This is a genomic window from Flavobacterium sp., from assembly GCF_044349645.1.
Taxonomy (GTDB): Bacteria; Bacteroidota; Bacteroidia; order Flavobacteriales; family Flavobacteriaceae; genus Flavobacterium.
Genome location: NZ_JBIKQP010000004.1, coordinates 19,994 through 39,118 on the forward strand (window position 1 = coordinate 19,994; position 19,125 = coordinate 39,118).

At 30.9% G+C, this 19,125-nt stretch carries 18 protein-coding genes; 11 read left to right on the forward strand and 7 right to left on the reverse strand.

The genetic code is table 11. The features are described from left to right. Position 1 precedes the first annotated feature (1 nt). The 7 genes from AC9UFV_RS01520 to bshA all read left to right on the forward strand — a co-directional run bounded on the left by AC9UFV_RS01520 (position 2) and on the right by bshA (position 8,309). A complete protein-coding gene (locus tag AC9UFV_RS01520; RefSeq protein ID WP_509572063.1) occupies positions 2-961 on the forward strand; it encodes an MlaD family protein in 960 nt (319 codons plus the stop codon). Between the two features lie 6 nt (positions 962-967). Continuing rightward, positions 968-2,296, forward strand: a complete 1,329-nt coding sequence (locus AC9UFV_RS01525) for a 4Fe-4S dicluster domain-containing protein (protein WP_509572065.1) — start codon at positions 968-970, stop codon at positions 2,294-2,296. 25 nt (positions 2,297-2,321) lie between these two features. Then, positions 2,322-2,768 (forward strand): LNS2 domain-containing protein, encoded by a 447-nt coding sequence (locus tag AC9UFV_RS01530; protein ID WP_509572067.1) that lies wholly within the window; start codon positions 2,322-2,324, stop codon positions 2,766-2,768. A gap of 38 nt (positions 2,769-2,806) precedes the next feature. Further along, on the forward strand, positions 2,807-3,598 hold the full coding sequence (locus AC9UFV_RS01535; protein WP_509572069.1) for a (Fe-S)-binding protein: 792 nt from the start codon (positions 2,807-2,809) through the stop codon (positions 3,596-3,598). A 9-nt stretch (positions 3,599-3,607) separates the two neighbouring features. Further along, on the forward strand, positions 3,608-4,090 hold the full coding sequence (locus AC9UFV_RS01540) for an ABC transporter ATPase (RefSeq protein WP_509572071.1): 483 nt from the start codon (positions 3,608-3,610) through the stop codon (positions 4,088-4,090). Positions 4,091-4,104: 14 nt separating this feature from the next. Then, on the forward strand, positions 4,105-7,113 hold the full coding sequence (locus AC9UFV_RS01545) for a serine hydrolase domain-containing protein (RefSeq protein WP_509572073.1): 3,009 nt from the start codon (positions 4,105-4,107) through the stop codon (positions 7,111-7,113). A gap of 71 nt (positions 7,114-7,184) precedes the next feature. Continuing rightward, the gene (gene bshA / locus AC9UFV_RS01550; RefSeq protein WP_509572075.1) at positions 7,185-8,309 is read left to right on the forward strand and encodes an N-acetyl-alpha-D-glucosaminyl L-malate synthase BshA; all 1,125 of its coding nucleotides are present in this window, start codon (positions 7,185-7,187) and stop codon (positions 8,307-8,309) included. 13 nt (positions 8,310-8,322) lie between these two features. Here bshA and AC9UFV_RS01555 read toward each other — a convergent pair whose 3' ends face one another. Further along, positions 8,323-8,799 carry a hypothetical protein gene (locus AC9UFV_RS01555; RefSeq protein ID WP_509572077.1) on the reverse strand — a complete coding sequence of 159 codons (477 nt, stop codon included), beginning with the start codon at positions 8,797-8,799 and terminating at the stop codon, positions 8,323-8,325. A 68-nt stretch (positions 8,800-8,867) separates the two neighbouring features. Then, a complete protein-coding gene (locus tag AC9UFV_RS01560; protein ID WP_509572079.1) occupies positions 8,868-9,668 on the reverse strand; it encodes a hypothetical protein in 801 nt (266 codons plus the stop codon). A 115-nt stretch (positions 9,669-9,783) separates the two neighbouring features. On the opposite strand from AC9UFV_RS01560, the gene aroC reads away from it, so the two are divergent. The 3 genes from aroC (at position 9,784) to AC9UFV_RS01575 (ending at position 13,259) form a co-directional block, all read left to right on the forward strand. Next, complete coding sequence (gene aroC / locus AC9UFV_RS01565) at positions 9,784-10,845, forward strand: chorismate synthase (protein WP_509572081.1); 1,062 nt, start codon at positions 9,784-9,786, stop codon at positions 10,843-10,845. Between the two features lie 19 nt (positions 10,846-10,864). After that, on the forward strand, positions 10,865-12,115 hold the full coding sequence (locus AC9UFV_RS01570) for a dicarboxylate/amino acid:cation symporter (RefSeq protein ID WP_509572083.1): 1,251 nt from the start codon (positions 10,865-10,867) through the stop codon (positions 12,113-12,115). A 76-nt stretch (positions 12,116-12,191) separates the two neighbouring features. Further along, on the forward strand, positions 12,192-13,259 hold the full coding sequence (locus tag AC9UFV_RS01575; RefSeq protein ID WP_509572085.1) for a T9SS type A sorting domain-containing protein: 1,068 nt from the start codon (positions 12,192-12,194) through the stop codon (positions 13,257-13,259). Between the two features lie 54 nt (positions 13,260-13,313). Here AC9UFV_RS01575 and AC9UFV_RS01580 read toward each other — a convergent pair whose 3' ends face one another. Further along, on the reverse strand, positions 13,314-13,727 hold the full coding sequence (locus tag AC9UFV_RS01580; RefSeq protein ID WP_509572087.1) for a thiol-disulfide oxidoreductase DCC family protein: 414 nt from the start codon (positions 13,725-13,727) through the stop codon (positions 13,314-13,316). A gap of 6 nt (positions 13,728-13,733) precedes the next feature. After that, positions 13,734-15,905 (reverse strand): endonuclease MutS2, encoded by a 2,172-nt coding sequence (locus tag AC9UFV_RS01585; RefSeq protein WP_509572089.1) that lies wholly within the window; start codon positions 15,903-15,905, stop codon positions 13,734-13,736. Positions 15,906-16,047: 142 nt separating this feature from the next. On the opposite strand from AC9UFV_RS01585, the gene AC9UFV_RS01590 reads away from it, so the two are divergent. Then, positions 16,048-16,716: a uracil-DNA glycosylase gene (locus tag AC9UFV_RS01590; RefSeq protein ID WP_509572091.1), complete on the forward strand. Its 669-nt coding sequence runs from the start codon at positions 16,048-16,050 to the stop codon at positions 16,714-16,716. Positions 16,717-16,720: 4 nt separating this feature from the next. Here the strand turns inward: AC9UFV_RS01590 and AC9UFV_RS01595 are convergent, their stop codons facing one another. The 3 genes from AC9UFV_RS01595 to AC9UFV_RS01605 form a co-directional block, all read right to left on the reverse strand. Next, positions 16,721-17,587, reverse strand: coding sequence for a nucleoside phosphorylase (locus AC9UFV_RS01595; protein WP_509572093.1), 867 nt, complete (start codon positions 17,585-17,587; stop codon positions 16,721-16,723). A 37-nt stretch (positions 17,588-17,624) separates the two neighbouring features. Beyond that, positions 17,625-17,954 (reverse strand): translation initiation factor, encoded by a 330-nt coding sequence (locus tag AC9UFV_RS01600; protein WP_509572095.1) that lies wholly within the window; start codon positions 17,952-17,954, stop codon positions 17,625-17,627. Between the two features lie 68 nt (positions 17,955-18,022). After that, positions 18,023-18,973, reverse strand: coding sequence for an isopenicillin N synthase family dioxygenase (locus AC9UFV_RS01605; RefSeq protein WP_509572097.1), 951 nt, complete (start codon positions 18,971-18,973; stop codon positions 18,023-18,025). Positions 18,974-19,125 lie beyond the last annotated feature (152 nt).

Consider the following 19,125-nt stretch of genomic DNA (forward strand, 5'->3'; position numbering starts at 1 on the left):
ATTGAAAATCACTAAAGAAATTAAAGCTGGAATATTAGTAATTGCCTCTATTTCCTTATTTATATGGGGTTATAGTTATTTAAAAGGTAAAGACATACTAAATAATTACAAAACATTTTTTGTAAAATACGATAATGTTGAGGGTTTAGCTGCAACAGCTCCTATAACTATTAATGGACTTGTTGTAGGTCAAGTAGCTGGAATTAAACTTCAGCCAAATGGAGAAATTTTAGTCCAACTTCAAATTAAAAATGATTTTCCGTTTTCTAAATCTAGTGTTGTAGCATTATACGAACCAGGATTGATTGCAGGTAAACAACTTCAAATTATTCCAAATTTTAATGATAAAACAGTAGCCGTTAGTGGCGATACATTGACAAGTTCAGTTAAAAAAGGATTAACAGATTTAGTAAGTGATAAATTAGCTCCTCTGCAACAAAAAATCGAAAAGATGGTTGTAAACGCCGATTTGCTTTTAACTAATTTAAATGAAGTTTTAGATGCAAAATCTAAAGAGAATTTAAAAAATAGCTTATCCAATTTAAGTAAAACAATTGAAGGTTTAAATCAAGTTGTAAATAATGCAAATTCTATTTTATCTAATAACAAAGGTAATATTGATAAAACGTTTACTAATTTGAATAAAGTTTCAACCGATTTTTCTAAAATATCCGATTCTTTATCAAAAGCCAATCTGACAAAAGTGGTTAACGATCTTGAAAAAACGCTTTCCAATGTTGATAAAATCATGAATGATGTTCAATCAGGAAAAGGTTCTTTAGGGAAAATTGTTAAAGATGATGCACTCTACAATAATCTAGAAAAAACTTCTAAAGAATTGGAATTGTTGTTACAAGATTTAAGGTTAAATCCTACCAGATATATAAATGTTTCATTATTTGGAAAGAAAAACAAACCTTATAAAACTCCTAACGACTCGATTAAAAACACTAAAAACTAAATCTTTATGGGGTTAGTAAATTTGTTATTTGCAATTATTTTAATTTTTGGTTTCGGTTTTTTTACCATTAATATTAGAAAAATTATCAGAAACATAAAATTAGGACAAGAAGTAAATCGTTCTGACAATCCTTCTTTACGATGGAAAAATATGGCAATGATTGCACTTGGACAATCTAAAATGGTTAAAAGACCAATCGCTGGCTTCCTTCATATTATTGTTTATGTTGGTTTTATCATCATTAATATTGAATTACTTGAAATAATAATTGACGGTCTTTTTGGAACCCACAGAGTTTTTTCTGGCCTGGGCAGTTTGTATAATTTTCTTATAGGATCATTTGAAATCTTAGCAATTTTGGTATTGGTTTCAGTAGTAATTTTCTACATCAGAAGAAATGTGATTAAGTTGAATCGTTTTATTCATAATGATTTAAAAGGATGGCCAAAGAGCGATGCAAATTATATTTTGTATTTTGAAATTGTATTAATGTCATTGTTTTTATTAATGAATGCTGCCGATCTTCATTTACAAAATGTTCCTGGTGGATTCGGTCATTATAGTAAAGCAGGTACGTTCCCAATTTCTCAATTCCTTTTACCACTTTTCGATGGACTATCAACTAACCTAGTTTTCATTTTAGAAAGAACTTTTTGGTGGCTTCATATTATTGGAATATTGCTATTCTTAAATTACCTCTATTTTTCTAAACACCTCCATATATTACTGGCTTTTCCAAATACTTATTTTGCAAATTTAAATCCAGAAGGTCAATTTGATAATTTACAATCCGTGACCAAAGAAGTAAAAATGATGATGGATCCAAACGCCGACCCATTTGCTGCAGCTCCAGTTGACGAAAATACAATTCCATCAAAATTTGGTGCAAGTGATGTTCAAGATTTAAATTGGGTTCAATTAATGAATGCTTATACTTGTACTGAATGCGGCAGATGCACCTCAGTTTGTCCTGCAAATCAAACAGGTAAAAAATTGTCTCCAAGAAAAATCATGATGGATACTAGAGATCGTTTAGTAGAAGTAGGAAATAATATCGATAAAAATAAAGGAGTTTTCATTCCTGATAATGTGACCTTGCTAAACAATTATATATCTGCAGAAGAAATTTGGGCATGTACCTCTTGTAATGCATGCGTTGAAGAATGCCCAGTGAATATTAACCCATTATCAATAATTATTGACATGCGCAGGTATTTAGTCATGGAACAAAGCGCTGCACCTATGTCACTGAATAATATGATGAGTAATATTGAAAACAATGGAGCTCCATGGCAATACAATCAACAAGATCGATTAAATTGGAAAGAAGAATAAATACATAACAACAACACAACAAAAAATGAGTTTAGAAGAATTAGACAAGAATTTAGTATCAGCCTCGGAAAATGGTCAAACTATAAGCCCAATATTAGCAGAAGGAGTAAAAAATTATTTAATTGATATCGATGGTACCATTTGCGATGATATTCCAAATGAAGAACCAGAGAGAATGTTAACTGCAGAAGTTTACCCTGACGCATTAATCACATTAAATAAATGGTATGATGAAGGTCATGTTATTTGTTTTTTTACATCAAGAACTGAAGAACATAGAGAATATACTGAAACTTGGTTAAAGCAACATGGGTTTAAATACCATGGAATGGTAATGGGAAAACCACGCGGAGGAAATTATCACTGGATTGATAATCATTTGGTTAAAGCAACAAGATACAGAGGAAAATTCACTGACTTAGTAGACAAAGAAGTTACAATTCAGGTTTTCGATGATGAACATCATCTTTAATAAATAATTTATAAGTTATTACAAATAATAATTAGAGTATGTCAGAAAATTTAGTAGTCCCAACAATGGCAGAGATGCTTGCACAAGGAAAACAACCAGAAGTATTATTTTGGGTAGGTTGTTCAGGTAGTTTCGACGATAGAGCTAAGAAAATTACAAAAGCATTTGTTAAGATTTTAAATAAATCCAACGTTTCTTTTGCAGTTCTTGGAACTGAAGAAAGTTGTTCTGGTGATCCTGCTAAACGTGCTGGAAATGAATTTCTGTTTCAAATGCAAGCCATGATGAATATTGAAGTTCTAAATGCATACGAGGCAAAAAAAATTGTTACTGCATGCCCACATTGTTTCAATACTTTAAAAAATGAGTATCCTGAATTAGGTGGAAAATACGAAGTTATTCACCATACTGAGTTTTTAAAATCATTATTAAATGACGGTCGCTTGACCATTGAAGGAGGCCAATTTAATGGTAAGAAAATTACTTATCATGACCCTTGTTATTTAGGAAGAGCAAATTCAATTTATGAAGCTCCTAGAGATTTAATTGATAAATTGGATGCTGAATTAGTTGAAATGAAGCGCTCAAAGGCAAATGGATTGTGTTGCGGTGCAGGCGGTGCCCAAATGTTTAAAGATGCTGAAGCTGGAAATAAAGAAATTAATATTGAAAGAACTGAGGATGCTTTATCAACTAATCCAGATATTATTGCAACAGGTTGTCCATTTTGTAACACAATGTTGACTGACGGAATTAAGAATAAAGAAAAAGAAAGCGAAGTTAAAGTGATGGATATTGCCGAATTAATTGCAAACGCTCAAGACTTATAATATTATATCATGTATATTCCATTTGAAAATTTACCTGAAGAATCTAAAATTTGGATCTACCAATCCAATAGAAAATTATCTGATGAAGAGATTAAAGAAATTGACGTTGCTTTAAAAAATTTTATCGAAAATTGGGCTGCTCATGGCACCGGGCTTGAAGCTTCCTATCAATTAAAATACAATCGTTTTATTATTCTTGCGGTAAATCAAGAAGTTCAAGTTGCTACGGGCTGTTCTATAGATGCTTCCGTTCGATTTATTCAAGATTTGGAACAAAAATACAATGTCGATTTATTAGATAAAATGAATGTTACCTTTAAGTTAGGTGAACATGTTGCTCATAAAACGCTCATTGATTTCAAAAAAATGGCAAAAGACAAAGCAGTTACCGAAAACACTATTGTATTTAACAATCTTATAAACAATATTGCAGAATATAATGAATCGTGGGAAGTTCCAGCGATGGATAGTTGGCACAGTCGCTTTTTTTAATAGCAATAAATTAAATGAAATTACCTCAATTTAGTCATATTGTAGCTTCATTCTTACTAGTATTTGTTTTTTCTTGTTCCTCATCCAAACAATTAAATTCAAAAAATACAGTTGCTAATGATTTTGAATCAGAACTACATATTGATAGAAAACATACAAAAAATCCTTTCTTTGAAGAGTCAGACAAAGAAGAAAAATGGGTTGATAGCGTTTATAATCAAATGTCATTTGATGAAAAAGTTGGTCAACTTTTTATGGTTGCAGCTTATTCTAATAAAGATTCAATTCATGTAAATTCCATTGATAAACTAATTAAGGAATCTAAAATCGGTGGATTGATTTTCTTTCAAGGAGGTCCAATTCGACAAGCAAATTTAACCAATAGATACCAATCTAAATCGAAATTACCATTGTTTATTGGTATCGATGCAGAATGGGGACTAAACATGCGTTTGGATTCTACTTATCGATATCCATGGAACATGACTTTGGGTGCAATTCGTGATACCAAACTGATTGAAAAGGTTGGTATAAAAATGGGGCAAGAAACGAAAAGATTAGGAATCCATTTTAATTTCGCTCCAGTTTTAGATATAAACACCAATCCTAAAAATCCTATTATTGGTTTCCGTTCCTTTGGAGAAAACAAAGAAAATGTTACTCAAAGTGCCTTGGCATTAATGAAAGGTTTTCAAAGCCAAGGTGTGTTTTCTACTGGAAAACATTTTCCAGGCCATGGAGACACTGAAGCCGATTCACACTTGTCGTTACCAAACGTATCTTTTTCAAAAGAGAGAATTAATGACGTTGAATTTCATCCTTATAAAAAATTATTCCGTGAAGGTTTGGCATCTGTTATGGTGGCTCATTTAAGTGTTCCAAGTTTAGAACCTAGAATAAATTACCCAACTTCAATTTCCTACAATGTGGTAACAAATATTTTGCAAAATCAATTGGGTTTTGAAGGTTTGGTTTTCACAGATGCATTAAATATGAAAGGGGCTAGTAATTATAAAAAAGAAGATGGCGTTGCATTAAGTCCCGGCGATATTGACTTAGAAGCCTTTTTAGCAGGTAACGATATTTTACTTTTTTCTGAAAATGTTCCCGCTGCAATTTCGAAAATTAGCATTGCTTATCAGAACGGATTAATTTCAGAGCATAGATTGTCTCGATCTGTTAAGAAAATTCTACGTTATAAATATTTTGCTGGTCTTTATAAATACAAATCAATAACAACAGATAATTTAATTAGTGATATTTATCCTAGTTCTAATGATGCTTTACAGTATCAGTTGTATGAAAATGCAATTACAGTACTTAAAAATAAAAATAGTATTTTACCTATTAAATCATTAGAAAATAATAAAATTGCGTATGTAAAATTGGGTGATGATAGCAATAGTAAATTTGTTTCAACCCTTAAGAAATATACTGAAATTACTGAAGTTTTAAGTGACAATATTGATAGTTTAAATGTAAAGCTAAGTAATTTTAATACTGTAATTGTAGGTTTTCATAAATCAGATAAAGCATGGAAAAAACATGATTTTACTGAAACTGAATTACTTTGGTTACAAGAAATTGCTAAGAAAAACAATGTTATCTTAGATGTTTTCACAAAACCCTATTCTTTATTACCAATTGTAAATTTTGATGAAATTGAATCGGTTGTTGTTTCTTATCAAAATTGCGATATTTCTCAAGAGGTTTCAGCAGAACTGCTATTTGGAGCAATCGAAGCAAAAGGTAAATTACCGGTTTCTATTGGTGAAAATTTTGCCGTAAATGCTGGATTATCAACCAAAAAATTAAATCGTTTAGGTTTTTCAACTCCTGAGAATGTTGGAATGAACCCTCAAGTTTTATCAAAAATTGATGCTCTAGCAAATAAAGCAATTGATAGTAAAATGACTCCAGGATTACAAATTCTAGTAGCCAAAAAAGGAAAAGTAATTTATCAAAAAGCATTTGGTTATCATACTTATGAAAATAAAGAAAAAGTTGAAAATACAGATATCTATGATATCGCTTCATTGACAAAAATCATTTCTACATTACCAAATGTAATGCAATTGTATGATCATAATAAAGTAAATTTAGATTCCAAATTGGGCGATATGCTTCCCATATTCAAAAATTCTGATAAAGCAGCAATTCCATTTAAAAACTTACTATCTCACAATGCTGGTTTTCAATCTTGGATCCCATTTTATAAAGCAACTTTAGACAGTTCAAAGATTCCATTAGCAAAATATTATAGCAAAACGAGCAATGATATTTTTTCTATAAAAGTGGCCGATAGTCTTTTCTTGAGAAATGATTACCACGATACCATTATGAAAAAGATTGTTGACAGTAAGTTATCATTGAAAAAAGAATACAAATACAGTGATTTTACTTTTATCATTTTGAAGGAATATTTAGAGAGAATGACTGGAAAAAAATTGGATGAATTAAGTGCTTCTAATTTTTACAATTCAATAGGAATGAATAACACAATGTACAATCCATTAAATAAATTTGATAAAAGTCAAATTCCACCAACAGAAATTGACTCCTACTTTAGACACCAACAAATACAAGGCTATGTTCATGATATGGCAGCAGCTATGGAAGGTGGAGTAGGCGGTCATGCCGGTATTTTTTCAAATTCGATGGATGTTGCTAAGATGATGCAAATGTATTTACAAAATGGAAATTATGGCGATGTCAGCTATTTTTCATCTAAAACATTTGACGATTTTAATACGTGTCATTTTTGTAAAGAAGGAAATAGGAGAGGGCTTGGTTTTGATAAACCACAATTATCTGGAGCTGGACTAACTTGTGGTTGTGTACCAATGGCGAGCTTCGGGCATACTGGTTTTACAGGTACTATAGCTTGGGCTGATCCTGAAAATGAAATTATATATGTCTTTTTATCCAATAGAACATTTCCAGATAGTACCGTAAATAAATTATCCAAAGAGAATATTCGTGAAGATATTCAAAAGGTAATTTATGAGGCCATCGTTAAATAATTATACATTTAACTAAAGTTTAATTAATCACAATCCAATTTTTGTTACTTTCGTTTCACTAAATTATCACAATGAAAATAGCTATAGTTTGTTATCCTACATTTGGCGGAAGTGGCGTAGTTGCAACTGAGTTGGGATTGGAGTTGGCACGACGTGGTCATGAAATTCATTTTATTACTTACAGTCAGCCTGTGCGATTAGAACTATTAAATGCCAATGTTCATTATCATGAAGTTAACGTTCCTGAATATCCATTGTTCCATTATCAACCTTATGAATTGGCTTTGTCAAGCAAATTAGTTGATATGGTAAAACTACATAAAATTGATTTATTACATGTTCATTATGCTATTCCTCATGCCTATGCAGGATATATGGCTAAGCAAATGTTGAAATCTGAAGGAATTAAAATTCCAATGGTAACTACTCTTCACGGAACAGATATTACACTTGTTGGAAAACATCCATTTTACAAAACTGCTGTTACTTTTAGTATCAATAAGTCGGATGTTGTGACATCAGTATCTCAAAATTTAAAAGAAGAAACTTATTCTTTATTTGATATAAAAAATGACATTCATGTAATTCCAAATTTCATAGAACTAGATAAAATTAAAAATATATCCAAGATCGCAACTAATCGATCTGTGATGGCTAATGAAAATGAGAAAATAATTACTCATATTAGTAATTTCAGAAAGGTTAAACGTATTCCAGATGTGATTGATATTTTTTACAAAATCCAACAAAAAATCCCATCAAAGTTAATGATGGTTGGTGACGGACCCGAAAAAGAAGCTGCTGAAAATTTATGTAATAAATTAGGGATTTCACATAAAGTTATCTTTTTTGGAAATAGTAATGAAATAGATAAAATATTAAGTTTTACAGATTTGTTTTTATTACCTTCCGAAACGGAGAGTTTTGGACTTGCTGCCTTAGAGGCAATGGCTTGGGGAGTTCCGGTGATTTCAAGTAACACAGGTGGATTGCCAGAAGTAAATTTTGATGGAATATCTGGCTATTTAAGTGATGTAGGAAATACTCAAGAAATGTCTCAAAATGCAATTAAAATTCTGGAAAACGAGAGTACTCTGTTGGAATTTAAAAATAATGCAACAACTACTGCAAAGCAGTTTGACATTAAGAATATAGTATCTTTATATGAAAATTTATATAAGAATATTCTAAAATAATTGAAAGATGTATTTAGAATCTATATCTAATACTTAAAGCTAAATCAGTACCAAAACCGTTATCAAAATAACCATTTCCACCAATTTCTGGTCTTAAATCAATTGATGCTTGAAGTGGAAAGTCAAAGTTGTATTCAATACCAACATCACCAGCAGCAAAAACAAAAGTACCACTATTGCCATTGGTATTGTTATTGGAAAAACTCCCTAATCCACCACCAACTCCTGCATACCAATTAAATCCTTGTTCTAATGGCCAAACCCATTGATACAATCCGTTTAATTTCATTGCACTAACATTATTATTGCTTCTCCAGCCCAAATTAAATTCTGCTCTATTCTCAGATTTTAATTTCATTTGATAGGAAATTTCAGTTCCAAACCCTCGGTTTGAACCTAAACGTAAACCTATAGTATGATTAGAAATATCTTGAGCTGAGGATGAATAAATTCCGAATAAAAACAACGAGAAAACAAGTAGCTTTTTCATAAGTGATAACATTAATTTATATTTCAATAACGATTAATTTAATTTGCTATTGTGTTAATGCGCTAAAATTAATTGCTTACATCATAAGTTTGTAAAAACTCTTCTTGTGTTTGACTTCCGGTTGAAGGTAAAGGAAGAGAAATTCCACCTGGTAAAGTGTTCAAACGGTAGCTAATTGTTGTATTTGTATAGACCATACCAATTGTTTTTGAATAATATTGATAGGAAGTAACTACATCTTGTTGATCTAAAATACTAACAACTACAGGAAAAGGAATTCCTGGAGCAGTTAAAGTTGTAGAAATTTTGGCATTTAAAACCGTTTTAATTTTCTTAACATCAGTATATACACGACCATTTGAACTAAAAGTTGGTAATGATTCTATATTGGTAGATTTTAATGTGTAGTTTATTGTTAAAGGATAATTTTGAACTGTTTGATTGATAACACCAGAAACACTTCCTAAGTCTTGATTGTTTGTAGCGTTCTCTTGGAAAATAACATAATCATTAATTGATAAATCTAATGGTAAAGCAGAGCCAAAATTAAAACCAATCGAACCCGTTAATAAAATTCTACCGCCATCAATTCTTGCTGCATTTTTATTCATTGAATTTGAAAAGAAACCTATAGGTGTAGTTCTTGTTTTGAACTTTTTATAAACTTTAGTGTTTATAGTGGTATCATTCGAAACAAATAATGAATCAGTTTGAGTAACATTATTCGTTAAAACTCTGTATTTCCAATAATTTCTTAATGCTAAAGGAAAATAGTTTGTTTGATTAGAGTTAGAATCAGAAATTGTATCTGTTGAACAAGATAAAAGGATAGTTAAAACTATAAGTGATAAAAGAAATTTAATTTTCATAATTGGTTATTCTAATTTTATAATTAGCTAAAGTATAAAAAATTCTTTACTTATTAAAAATTAATATTTTAGGTTTCAAATTATAAAACTTATATTTGTTCAAAATCGGATTAATATGTCAGGTAATACAATAGGAAAACTATTTAAATTAACCACTTTTGGTGAATCACATGGTGAAGCATTAGGCGGTATCATTGAGGGTTGTCCTTCAGGAATTGAATTAGATCTTAATGCGATTAAATCAGAAATGTCAAGAAGAAAACCGGGTCAATCTTCAATTGTAACTCAACGAAAAGAAGAAGATGATGTTCAATTTTTATCTGGAATTTTTGAAGGTAAAACTACTGGAACTTCAATAGGATTTTTAATCAAAAATAATAATCAAAAACCAGATGATTACTCTGATATAAAAAGCACCTATCGTCCAAGTCACGCAGATTATGTTTATGAAAAAAAATATGGAATTCGTGATTATCGTGGAGGCGGTAGAAGTTCCGCTCGTGAAACAGCAAGTAGGGTAGTTGCTGGTGCTATTGCAAAACAAATTATTCCAACAATTAAAATCAACGCTTTTGTATCCTCAGTTGGAGATATTTATGTAAATAAACCTTATCAAGATTTAGATTTTTTAAATATTGAATCCAATTCTGTTCGTTGCCCTGACTCAGAAATCGCAACAAAAATGGAGGAATTGATTAGACAAGTTAAAAAAGACGGCGATACTATAGGCGGAACAATAACCTGTGTTGTTCAAAATGTTCCAATTGGTTTAGGCGAACCCGTTTTTGATAAATTGCATGCCGATTTGGGTAAAGCAATGCTTTCAATCAATGCCGTTAAAGGATTTGAATATGGTAGCGGTTTTTGTGGTTCCCAAATGAAAGGTAGCGAACACAATGATTTATACAATGCAGATGGGACCACAAAAACAAATTTATCAGGCGGTATACAAGGAGGAATATCTAATGGAATGGATATTTACTTTAGAGTTGCATTTAAGCCTGTTGCCACATTAATCCAAAAACAAGAAGTTTTAGATAATCAGAGAAATTTAGTAGAATTGCAAGGTAAAGGACGTCATGATCCTTGTGTACTCCCTCGCGCAGTTCCAATCGTAGAAGCAATGGCAGCAATGGTTTTGGCTGATTTCTACTTATTAAACAAAATTTACCAATAATTCATAAAAAAATAATTAAATGCAAGAAACATCAAAACAATCCCTTTTTGGTAATTTAACTTTCCAAATTCTAATCGCCATGGTATTGGGTGGAATATTAGGTATAATTATCCACAATAATCTTACAGAAGAAGGTGCAAAAGAATTTAGCGGTTACATTAAATTATTAGCAACGATATTTATTCGTTTGGTTCAAATGATAATTTCGCCTTTAGTTTTTTCAACTTTAGTAGTTGGTATTGCTAAGCTTGGGGATATTAAAGCAGTTGGAAGAATAGGAGGGAAAGCTATGGGTTGGTTTTTCACTGCCTCGTTTGTATCCTTGTTAATTGGAATGTTTTGGGTTAATGTATTAACTCCAGGCGAAGGATTAAACTTATCAAATATTGATTTAAAAACTGCAAGTGAAGTAACAGAGAAAACTCAGGTGTTTTCTGCTCAAAATTTTATTGAGCATATTATTCCAAAAAGTATTGTAGAAGCAATGGCGAGTAACGAAATACTTCAAATTGTTATTTTTTCAATCTTTTTTGGATTGGCTGCAGCAGCAATAGGTGACAATTCAAAACCAGTTGTGAATGCATTAGATAAATTATCACACATTGTTTTAAAAATGGTAAATTATGTGATGAAATTTGCGCCAATAGGAGTCTTCGGAGCTATTGCTGGAGTTTTTGCAATCAGAGATTTTGGTGATTTATTAATGACCTACGCCAAATTTTTCGGTTCTTTTATGGTAGGAATCACAACATTATGGGTGATATTAGTTGCTGTTGGTTTTCTTTTTTTAAGATCAAAAATGAGTTTGTTGTTAAAACGTATTATTAGTCCCATAGTAATTGCATTTAGCACCACAAGTTCTGAAGCTGTATTTCCTAAATTGACCGAAGAATTAGAACGTTTTGGTGTTAAAGACAGGATTGTATCCTTTATGCTCCCACTAGGATATTCATTTAACCTTGATGGAAGTATGATGTACATGACATTTGCAAGTATATTCATCGCTCAAGCCTATGGAATTCATTTGGATTTACCAACTCAATTCACCATGCTTTTTGTATTAATGCTCACAAGTAAAGGTATCGCGGGTGTTCCTAGAGCAAGTTTGGTTGTGGTTGCTGCAACTTGTGGAATGTTTAAAATTCCCATCGAGGGAATAGCATTAATTTTGCCAATAGATCATTTTTGCGATATGTTTAGAAGTGGAACCAATGTTTTAGGGAATGCTTTAGCAACTTCGGTTGTCGGAAAATGGGAGAAAGAAGATTAATTTTTTCTAATATTGTTTAAATCCATTTTATTTTTTTTTATATTTGTTTAATCTTTAACTTTTTAAAAATTTATTTATGAAAAAACTTTTACTTTTAATTACATTATCATTGTCGTTTCAATTTATTGATGCGCAAGTTTTAATGAGTGATGATTTTAATTCTTTAAATACTGGCAATGTATCTACCGAAATTACTGGTTCAGTTACAGGTCAAGGAGGTTATTACCTTTTTTCTAGTAATGGTACTCCACCAACTACAACTACTAATGCTGGTGTTACTAATGCTCAAATAGTAACTTCAGGAAATGCCAGTAAAGGTTTACTTTTAGAAGGTCCTAATGGTAATTTAGGGAGTAGATTTGTTTGGAAGGACGGTCTACCTGCACTTTGGTCTGCTAGAACAGCAAATAACAACATTATTGAATTAGAGATTGATATTAATCCAGGTGCTGGTACAAGTACCAGTAGAAATACTTTTGGTGCTTATATCTTTAATGCTGCAGGTGACAGAGTTCTTGCAGGTTTTACTGTAAGAGCAGCTACAAGAGAATTATTTTTAGTTTGTTATTCTACTCCAGCTCCAGATCCTGTTGATAATTGGTCGTATAGCTTAGCTGCTGCTCCGGGAATTCAATTACCAGCAAATACTTTTAGTAGAATAGGGTTTTCATATAACGTTACAACAGGTCAAATAAGGATTAAAGCTCCTGGATTAGCAGCTGCAGGTTTAACACTTACAGGAAGTTCTGCAGGTACAGCACCAGCTGAAATAGATTTCATTTCTTTCTCAGGAAATACAACAGCAGCTCCTAATACTTCATCTGCAACAATGGTTATGGATAACCTTACTGTTAGAGCTTCAGCTACCGATACATTATTAGATAATGCTACTTTTGATAGTGGAACTACGATATTCTCAGTTTCTCCAAACCCTGCTAAAGATTTTATTACTATTTCTAATACTGAAAATATTTCTGTAAATTCTATTTCAATTACTGATTTAAATGGAAGAATAGTTAAACAAAATACTTACTCAAATGTAAGCAATGTACAAGTTAATATTTCTGATTTATCTTCAGGAGTTTACATGATGAACATTACATCTGAGAAAGGTTCTATAACTAAAAAGATCATTAAAAACTAATTAGTTTAGTTTTGAATTTTAAAAAACTCCTCAAGCAATTGAGGAGTTTTTTTATTATAAGAATTTAGTTTCTAATTCATTGCTTGGAGTCCAACAACTTTCCTTTCTTCCATACCATGAATATCGATTTTTTGCTATGTAATCATAAAGTAAGTTTCGTAAACCATTTGGAATTATTTTGAATAGTGTTCCCATATGAAAAAAACCTCCTAAATCTTTTGCTATTTCAATAGCTGCAGCAGATTTATAGAAATAAGATATTCCAGGTTCATATAGTATTACACTATCAATATGTTTTGGATTTAATCCAATATGCTTAACAATTTCTTTTCCTAAATCCGATTGTAAGGCTACGAAACGGAAAATATCTTTCTTATCGTATTTTATTACAAATAACACCGATGATTCGCATAAATTGCAAATACCATCAAATAAAATTATCTTTTTACCTTTGGGAAATGCTATCATAAAAAATTACTTTTTCTTGGATTCAACAAATTCTAAAGCTTCCAAATTTACAGTAGAGGTAAAAACGCCGTAATTTACTAGTGCTTTATTTTTTTCTATCTTATCAATTGTTCCAATAGATTTTCCATCAAACATCCTAACTCTATCACCAACTTTCAAAACGGGCTTCGGTTTTTCAACTACCAAATTAGCTTTTAGTTTCTTTTCTTTCTTTTCCGCACGAATAATTTCTACTTTTTCAGAAACCTCTTGAATTACTTCTTTCTTTTTATCACTTATTGCTTTTACTTCCTTGGATGAAATTTTAATTCGTTTGGAATTTTCTATTTCAATTATTTTAAGGAATTCAGCAACCAATTCTTTTTTATTTTTTTTATTAAAATATTTTGAAGCCAAATCATCAATCTTTTGTCCGATGTAAATTAACTTTTGATTGCTATCATACAATTCCTGATAACTTTCCAGTTTCTGTTTGATTTTAATATTAATATTTTCCATTTTCTTGCCTTCCTCACGAGCTTTCAATTCCTCCTCTTTTAATGTTTGAGAGGTTTTCTCCATTTTTGAACGCTCTTTTTGAAGTGTAGCAATCGTTTTATCAAAGCGAACTTTTCCGCCTTCAATTTTCTTTTTCGCTCTATTTATTAAGCCAAAAGGAATTCCATTTTTTTGAGCAACTTCAAATGTAAAGGAACTTCCCGCTTGCCCTAAAACTAATTTATACATTGGTTCTAATGACTTTTCATCAAATAACATATTGGCATTCATCGCAAATGGTAATTCGTTTGCCAATATTTTTAAATTTGAATAATGGGTTGTAATTATTCCAAAAGCTTCCCGGTTGTAAAACTCTTCCAAGAAAATTTCTGCTAGAGCACCACCTAATTCAGGATCAGAACCGGTTCCAAATTCATCAATTAAAAACAAGGTTTTACTGTTACATTTTTTCAGAAAATAATTCATGTTTTTCAATCGATAACTGTAAGTACTCAAATGATTTTCTATAGATTGGTTGTCACCAATATCGGTTAGAATTCTGTCAAACAAAAAGGTTTCACTTCGTTCATGGACAGGAATCAACATTCCCGATTGTAACATTAATTGGAGTAATCCAACTGTTTTTAAGGAAATGGTTTTACCACCAGCATTTGGACCAGAAATAACAATAATCCTATTATTTGATTCTAATTCTATAGTTTGTGGGTAAGTAATCAGTTTATTTTCTTTATTATTTAAATATAAAATAGGATGGAAGGCGTCTTTAAAATACAACCTTCGTTCTTCAGTAATTGTTGGTAATATCGCATTTATTTTAACTGCATATTTAGCTTTGGCAGCTGTAACATCAATGTCACTTAAAAACTCTTGATATTCTATTATTAGTGATAAATAAGGACGAATTCTATCAGTTAAATACTTAAGAATTTTTGTGATTTCTTCTTTTTCTTCGTATTCTAAATTACTTAATTCTCTAGAATAATTTAAAGTAGTTTCTGGTTCTATATAAGCTATACTTCCTGTTTTTGAGCTTCCCAAAATTGAACCTTTAACCTTTCTTCGATACATTGATAAAACGGCTAATACCCTACGATTTTGAACAAAACTTTCTTTGATATCATCTAAATAGCCAAGTGAATTGTATTGAGTTAAGGCAATTCCAAAACTCTGATTTACTTTTCCTCTTACGGTATTCATATTTCTACGAATATTTAATAAATCAATTGAAGCATTGTCTTTAATTTCTCCATATTTATCAACAACATCTTCAATTAAAGCAATAATCTCTTTGGTATATTCTACCTTAATGGCGCGCTTATTCAGATTGGGATAATACTCTTCGAATTTTTTAAGAAACAACAATAAGGTATTTACGGTAATTGAGATGTTTGCAATTTTTCTAAAACTTCCAACTTCTAAAAAACTATCTTCAATTGCCAAAAATTTAATTTCATGATTAATTATTTCAAATCCATGATTTGGAATCGCATTATTATTCTGAAAAGAAGAAACATATTCCGAGGTTTGCAATAAAGTATCCATCAATTCCTCTTTTTCATTAAAAGGTTTGATTTCCAAGGCTTTTTGCTTACCAATATCTGTATTACAAATAGAAGAAAGAGTTTCTAATATTGTTGGAAATTGTAAGTCATTAATCGTTTTTTCGTTAATGTTGATCATTATTTTTTTGAAAATTAGCAATGCAAAAATACATAATTACCAGTCAATTACTATCGGATTTATAAAGTTTTAATGATTGTTGAACCAATTATATTTAGCAATTTCACAATCTGATTTTGTATATTTGAGTTTTAATTATTTTATGGAAATCAATTTAAATAATTCATGGAAATCATTATTAGATGAGGAAATAAAGCATCCTTATTTCATTGAATTAATGAATTCTATTGAAGATGAATATTCAAAAAATATTTGCTATCCACCCAAAGAATTGATATTCTCCGCTTTTGATTATTGTAGTTTTGAAAATTTGAAAGTGGTGATTATTGGTCAAGATCCTTATCATGGCGAGGGTGAAGCAAACGGACTTTGTTTTTCTGTAAATGATTCAGTAAAAATACCGCCGTCCTTAAAAAATATTTTCAGAGAAATAAATTTGGATTTAGATGCTTTGTTAATGCCGACTTCAGGAAATTTAGAGCGATGGGCAAAACAAGGAGTTTTATTGCTCAATGCAGCTTTAACGGTACAAAAAGACAAGCCAAATAGTCACAAACATTTGAATTGGAATCAATTCACAGATGCTGTTATTCATTTGATTTCTGACAAAAAAGAAAATGTAGTTTTTTTACTATGGGGAAATTTTGCTCAAAAGAAAGGCTTGAAAATTGACAGAAGCAAACACCTCGTTTTAGAATCTGGACATCCATCACCAATGAGTGCTAATCAAGGAAAATGGTTTGGAAATAAACATTTTAGTCAGGCCAATAACTACTTGCAAAGTATAGGTAAAAAAAATATTGAATGGTAAATTATTACTTCACCAATTTTTCTAAAGTATATTTTATCAATTCATCTACTGCTTTGTAAGGATCTTCGCTAAAAGTTCCAGTTGCACGATTGGCAATTATAGCGTTTAATGACAAAGCATTGTGTCCCAATAGTTTTGAAAGCCCATAAATTGCAGCTGTTTCCATTTCTAAATTGGTGATCCTATTTCCTTCAAATTGAAAGGTATCCATTTTAGAATTCAAATTTTTATCTTGAATATCCAATCTTAAAACACGTCCCTGTGGACCATAAAATCCTCCAGCTGTTGCTGTTATTCCTTTATGTATTTTATCACTTTCGATAAGTTGTTCTAGTTTTTCAGAGCAAGAAATTACATATGGCCTTCCTTTTCTACTATCCCAATTGGTATAATTAATAAACGATTCTTCCATTTTAGAATTTGAAATTTCATCAACTAAATAGGAGCGAAGCATGTTGTCCAATCCTAATCCGTATTTTGACATCACAAAACTATCAACAGGAATATCAGCTTGTAGTGAACCTGAAGTTCCAATTCTTACAATATTTAACGATGTTGAAGTAGTCTTAGGTAGTCTGGTTATTAAATCAATATTAACCAAAGCATCCAATTCGTTCATGACAATGTCGATGTTGTCAGGTCCAATTCCTGTTGAAATTACAGATATTCTTTTCCCATTTAATGTTCCAGTATGGGTTTTAAATTCTCTTTTTTGGAATGAGAATTCAATTGTATCAAATTGATTAGAAATTTTTTCAACTCTATTTTGATCTCCTACAAAAATAATATCATGGGCAATGTGCTCAGGTTTTAGATTTAAATGGTATACACTTCCGTCGGGGTTTAGAATTAATTCTGATGCTTTTAACATATATTTTTGTTTGAATTTGTTTTGAAAATGGACATTATTAACCGCCAACACGTTTTACTTTGAAACCTTTTTCTTTCAAAATTGTCATTATTTTATCACGGTAATCTCCTTGTATAATAATTGAATCGTCTTTAAAACTTCCGCCAACACTTAATTTTGTCTTTAATTCTTTAGCCAGTATTTTAAAGTCATCGTCTGATCCTGTATAACCTTCAATAATTGTTGTGGGTTTTCCTTTTCTTTTTTCAAATTTACAAATCATTGGATCGTCTTGGATCCAAAGCTCTCTATTCTCAATCTCATTTTCTTCTTCAGGTAACGGAACATGATCTGGAAATAGATTTTTTAATTGGTCTTGTAAGTCCATAATAAACTACATTTAAAAAATAAAGTACGAATTGATTAATCCGTACTTTAATTGGTATTTTGAAATTCTTATTTTTTTATTAATCCTAAATCGATTAGTCTTTCATGTAAGAAATCACCTGCTGTAATATCATCGTAAAGTTTAGGATTCTCTGAATCAATGCAACTTTCCAAGCAATCCAAATGCATTTCGCTCACAGGATGCATAAAAAATGGAATTGAATATCTAGAAGTTCCCCATAATTCACGTGGAGGATTCACTACTTGATGAATCGTCGATTTTAATTTGTTATTAGTATGTCGTGACAACATATCTCCAACATTTATAACTAACTCGTCAGGTTCAGCAACTGCGTCAATCCAAGTACCATCATGTCTTTGAACTTGCAATCCTTTGCCTTGAGCACCCATTAAAAGTGTAATCAAATTAATATCACCATGAGCTGCAGCACGAATTGCATTTTCTGGTTCTGAAGTGATTGGTGGGTAATGAATAGGTCTTAGAATCGAATTTCCATTATAGCCATATTGATCAAAATAGAATTCATCTAATCCTAAATGTAATGCCAAAGCTCTTAGTACATAAATACCCGTTTTTTCAAGCATTTTGTAGGCTTCTTTACCCACTTCGTTAAATCTTGGCAATTCTTTAACTACAACATTATCAGGATATTCGTCGGCATATTTTGATCCTTTTTCAACATATTGCCCAAAGTGCCAAAATTCTTTTAAATCCCCCTCCTTGCGACCTTTTGCATGTTCTTTTCCGAAAGAAACATATCCTCTTTGTCCGCCAATGCCAGGAATTTCATAACTGTATTTAGTTTCTAAAGGAAGTGAGAAGAAATTTTTAATTTCTCCGTACAGTTCATCAACTAATTGGTCATCTAAAAAATGACCTTTTAAAGCAACGAATCCAATTTCTTCGAATGCTTTTCCGATTTCATTTACAAATTTTTGTTTACGTTCCGGTTCGCCCGAAAGGAAATCACGCAAGTCAACACTAGGAATGTTTTGCATAGTATCAAATTTTGTTGTTTATTGAGGTTTAACCCTTATTATTACAAATGTAAAGATTTTTTTTCGATGTAGATTTTAATTTACACACCAATGCAAAAAAATATAACAATTTGAGGCATTTCTGTTATTTTTTTATACTTTTGAGTACGTTT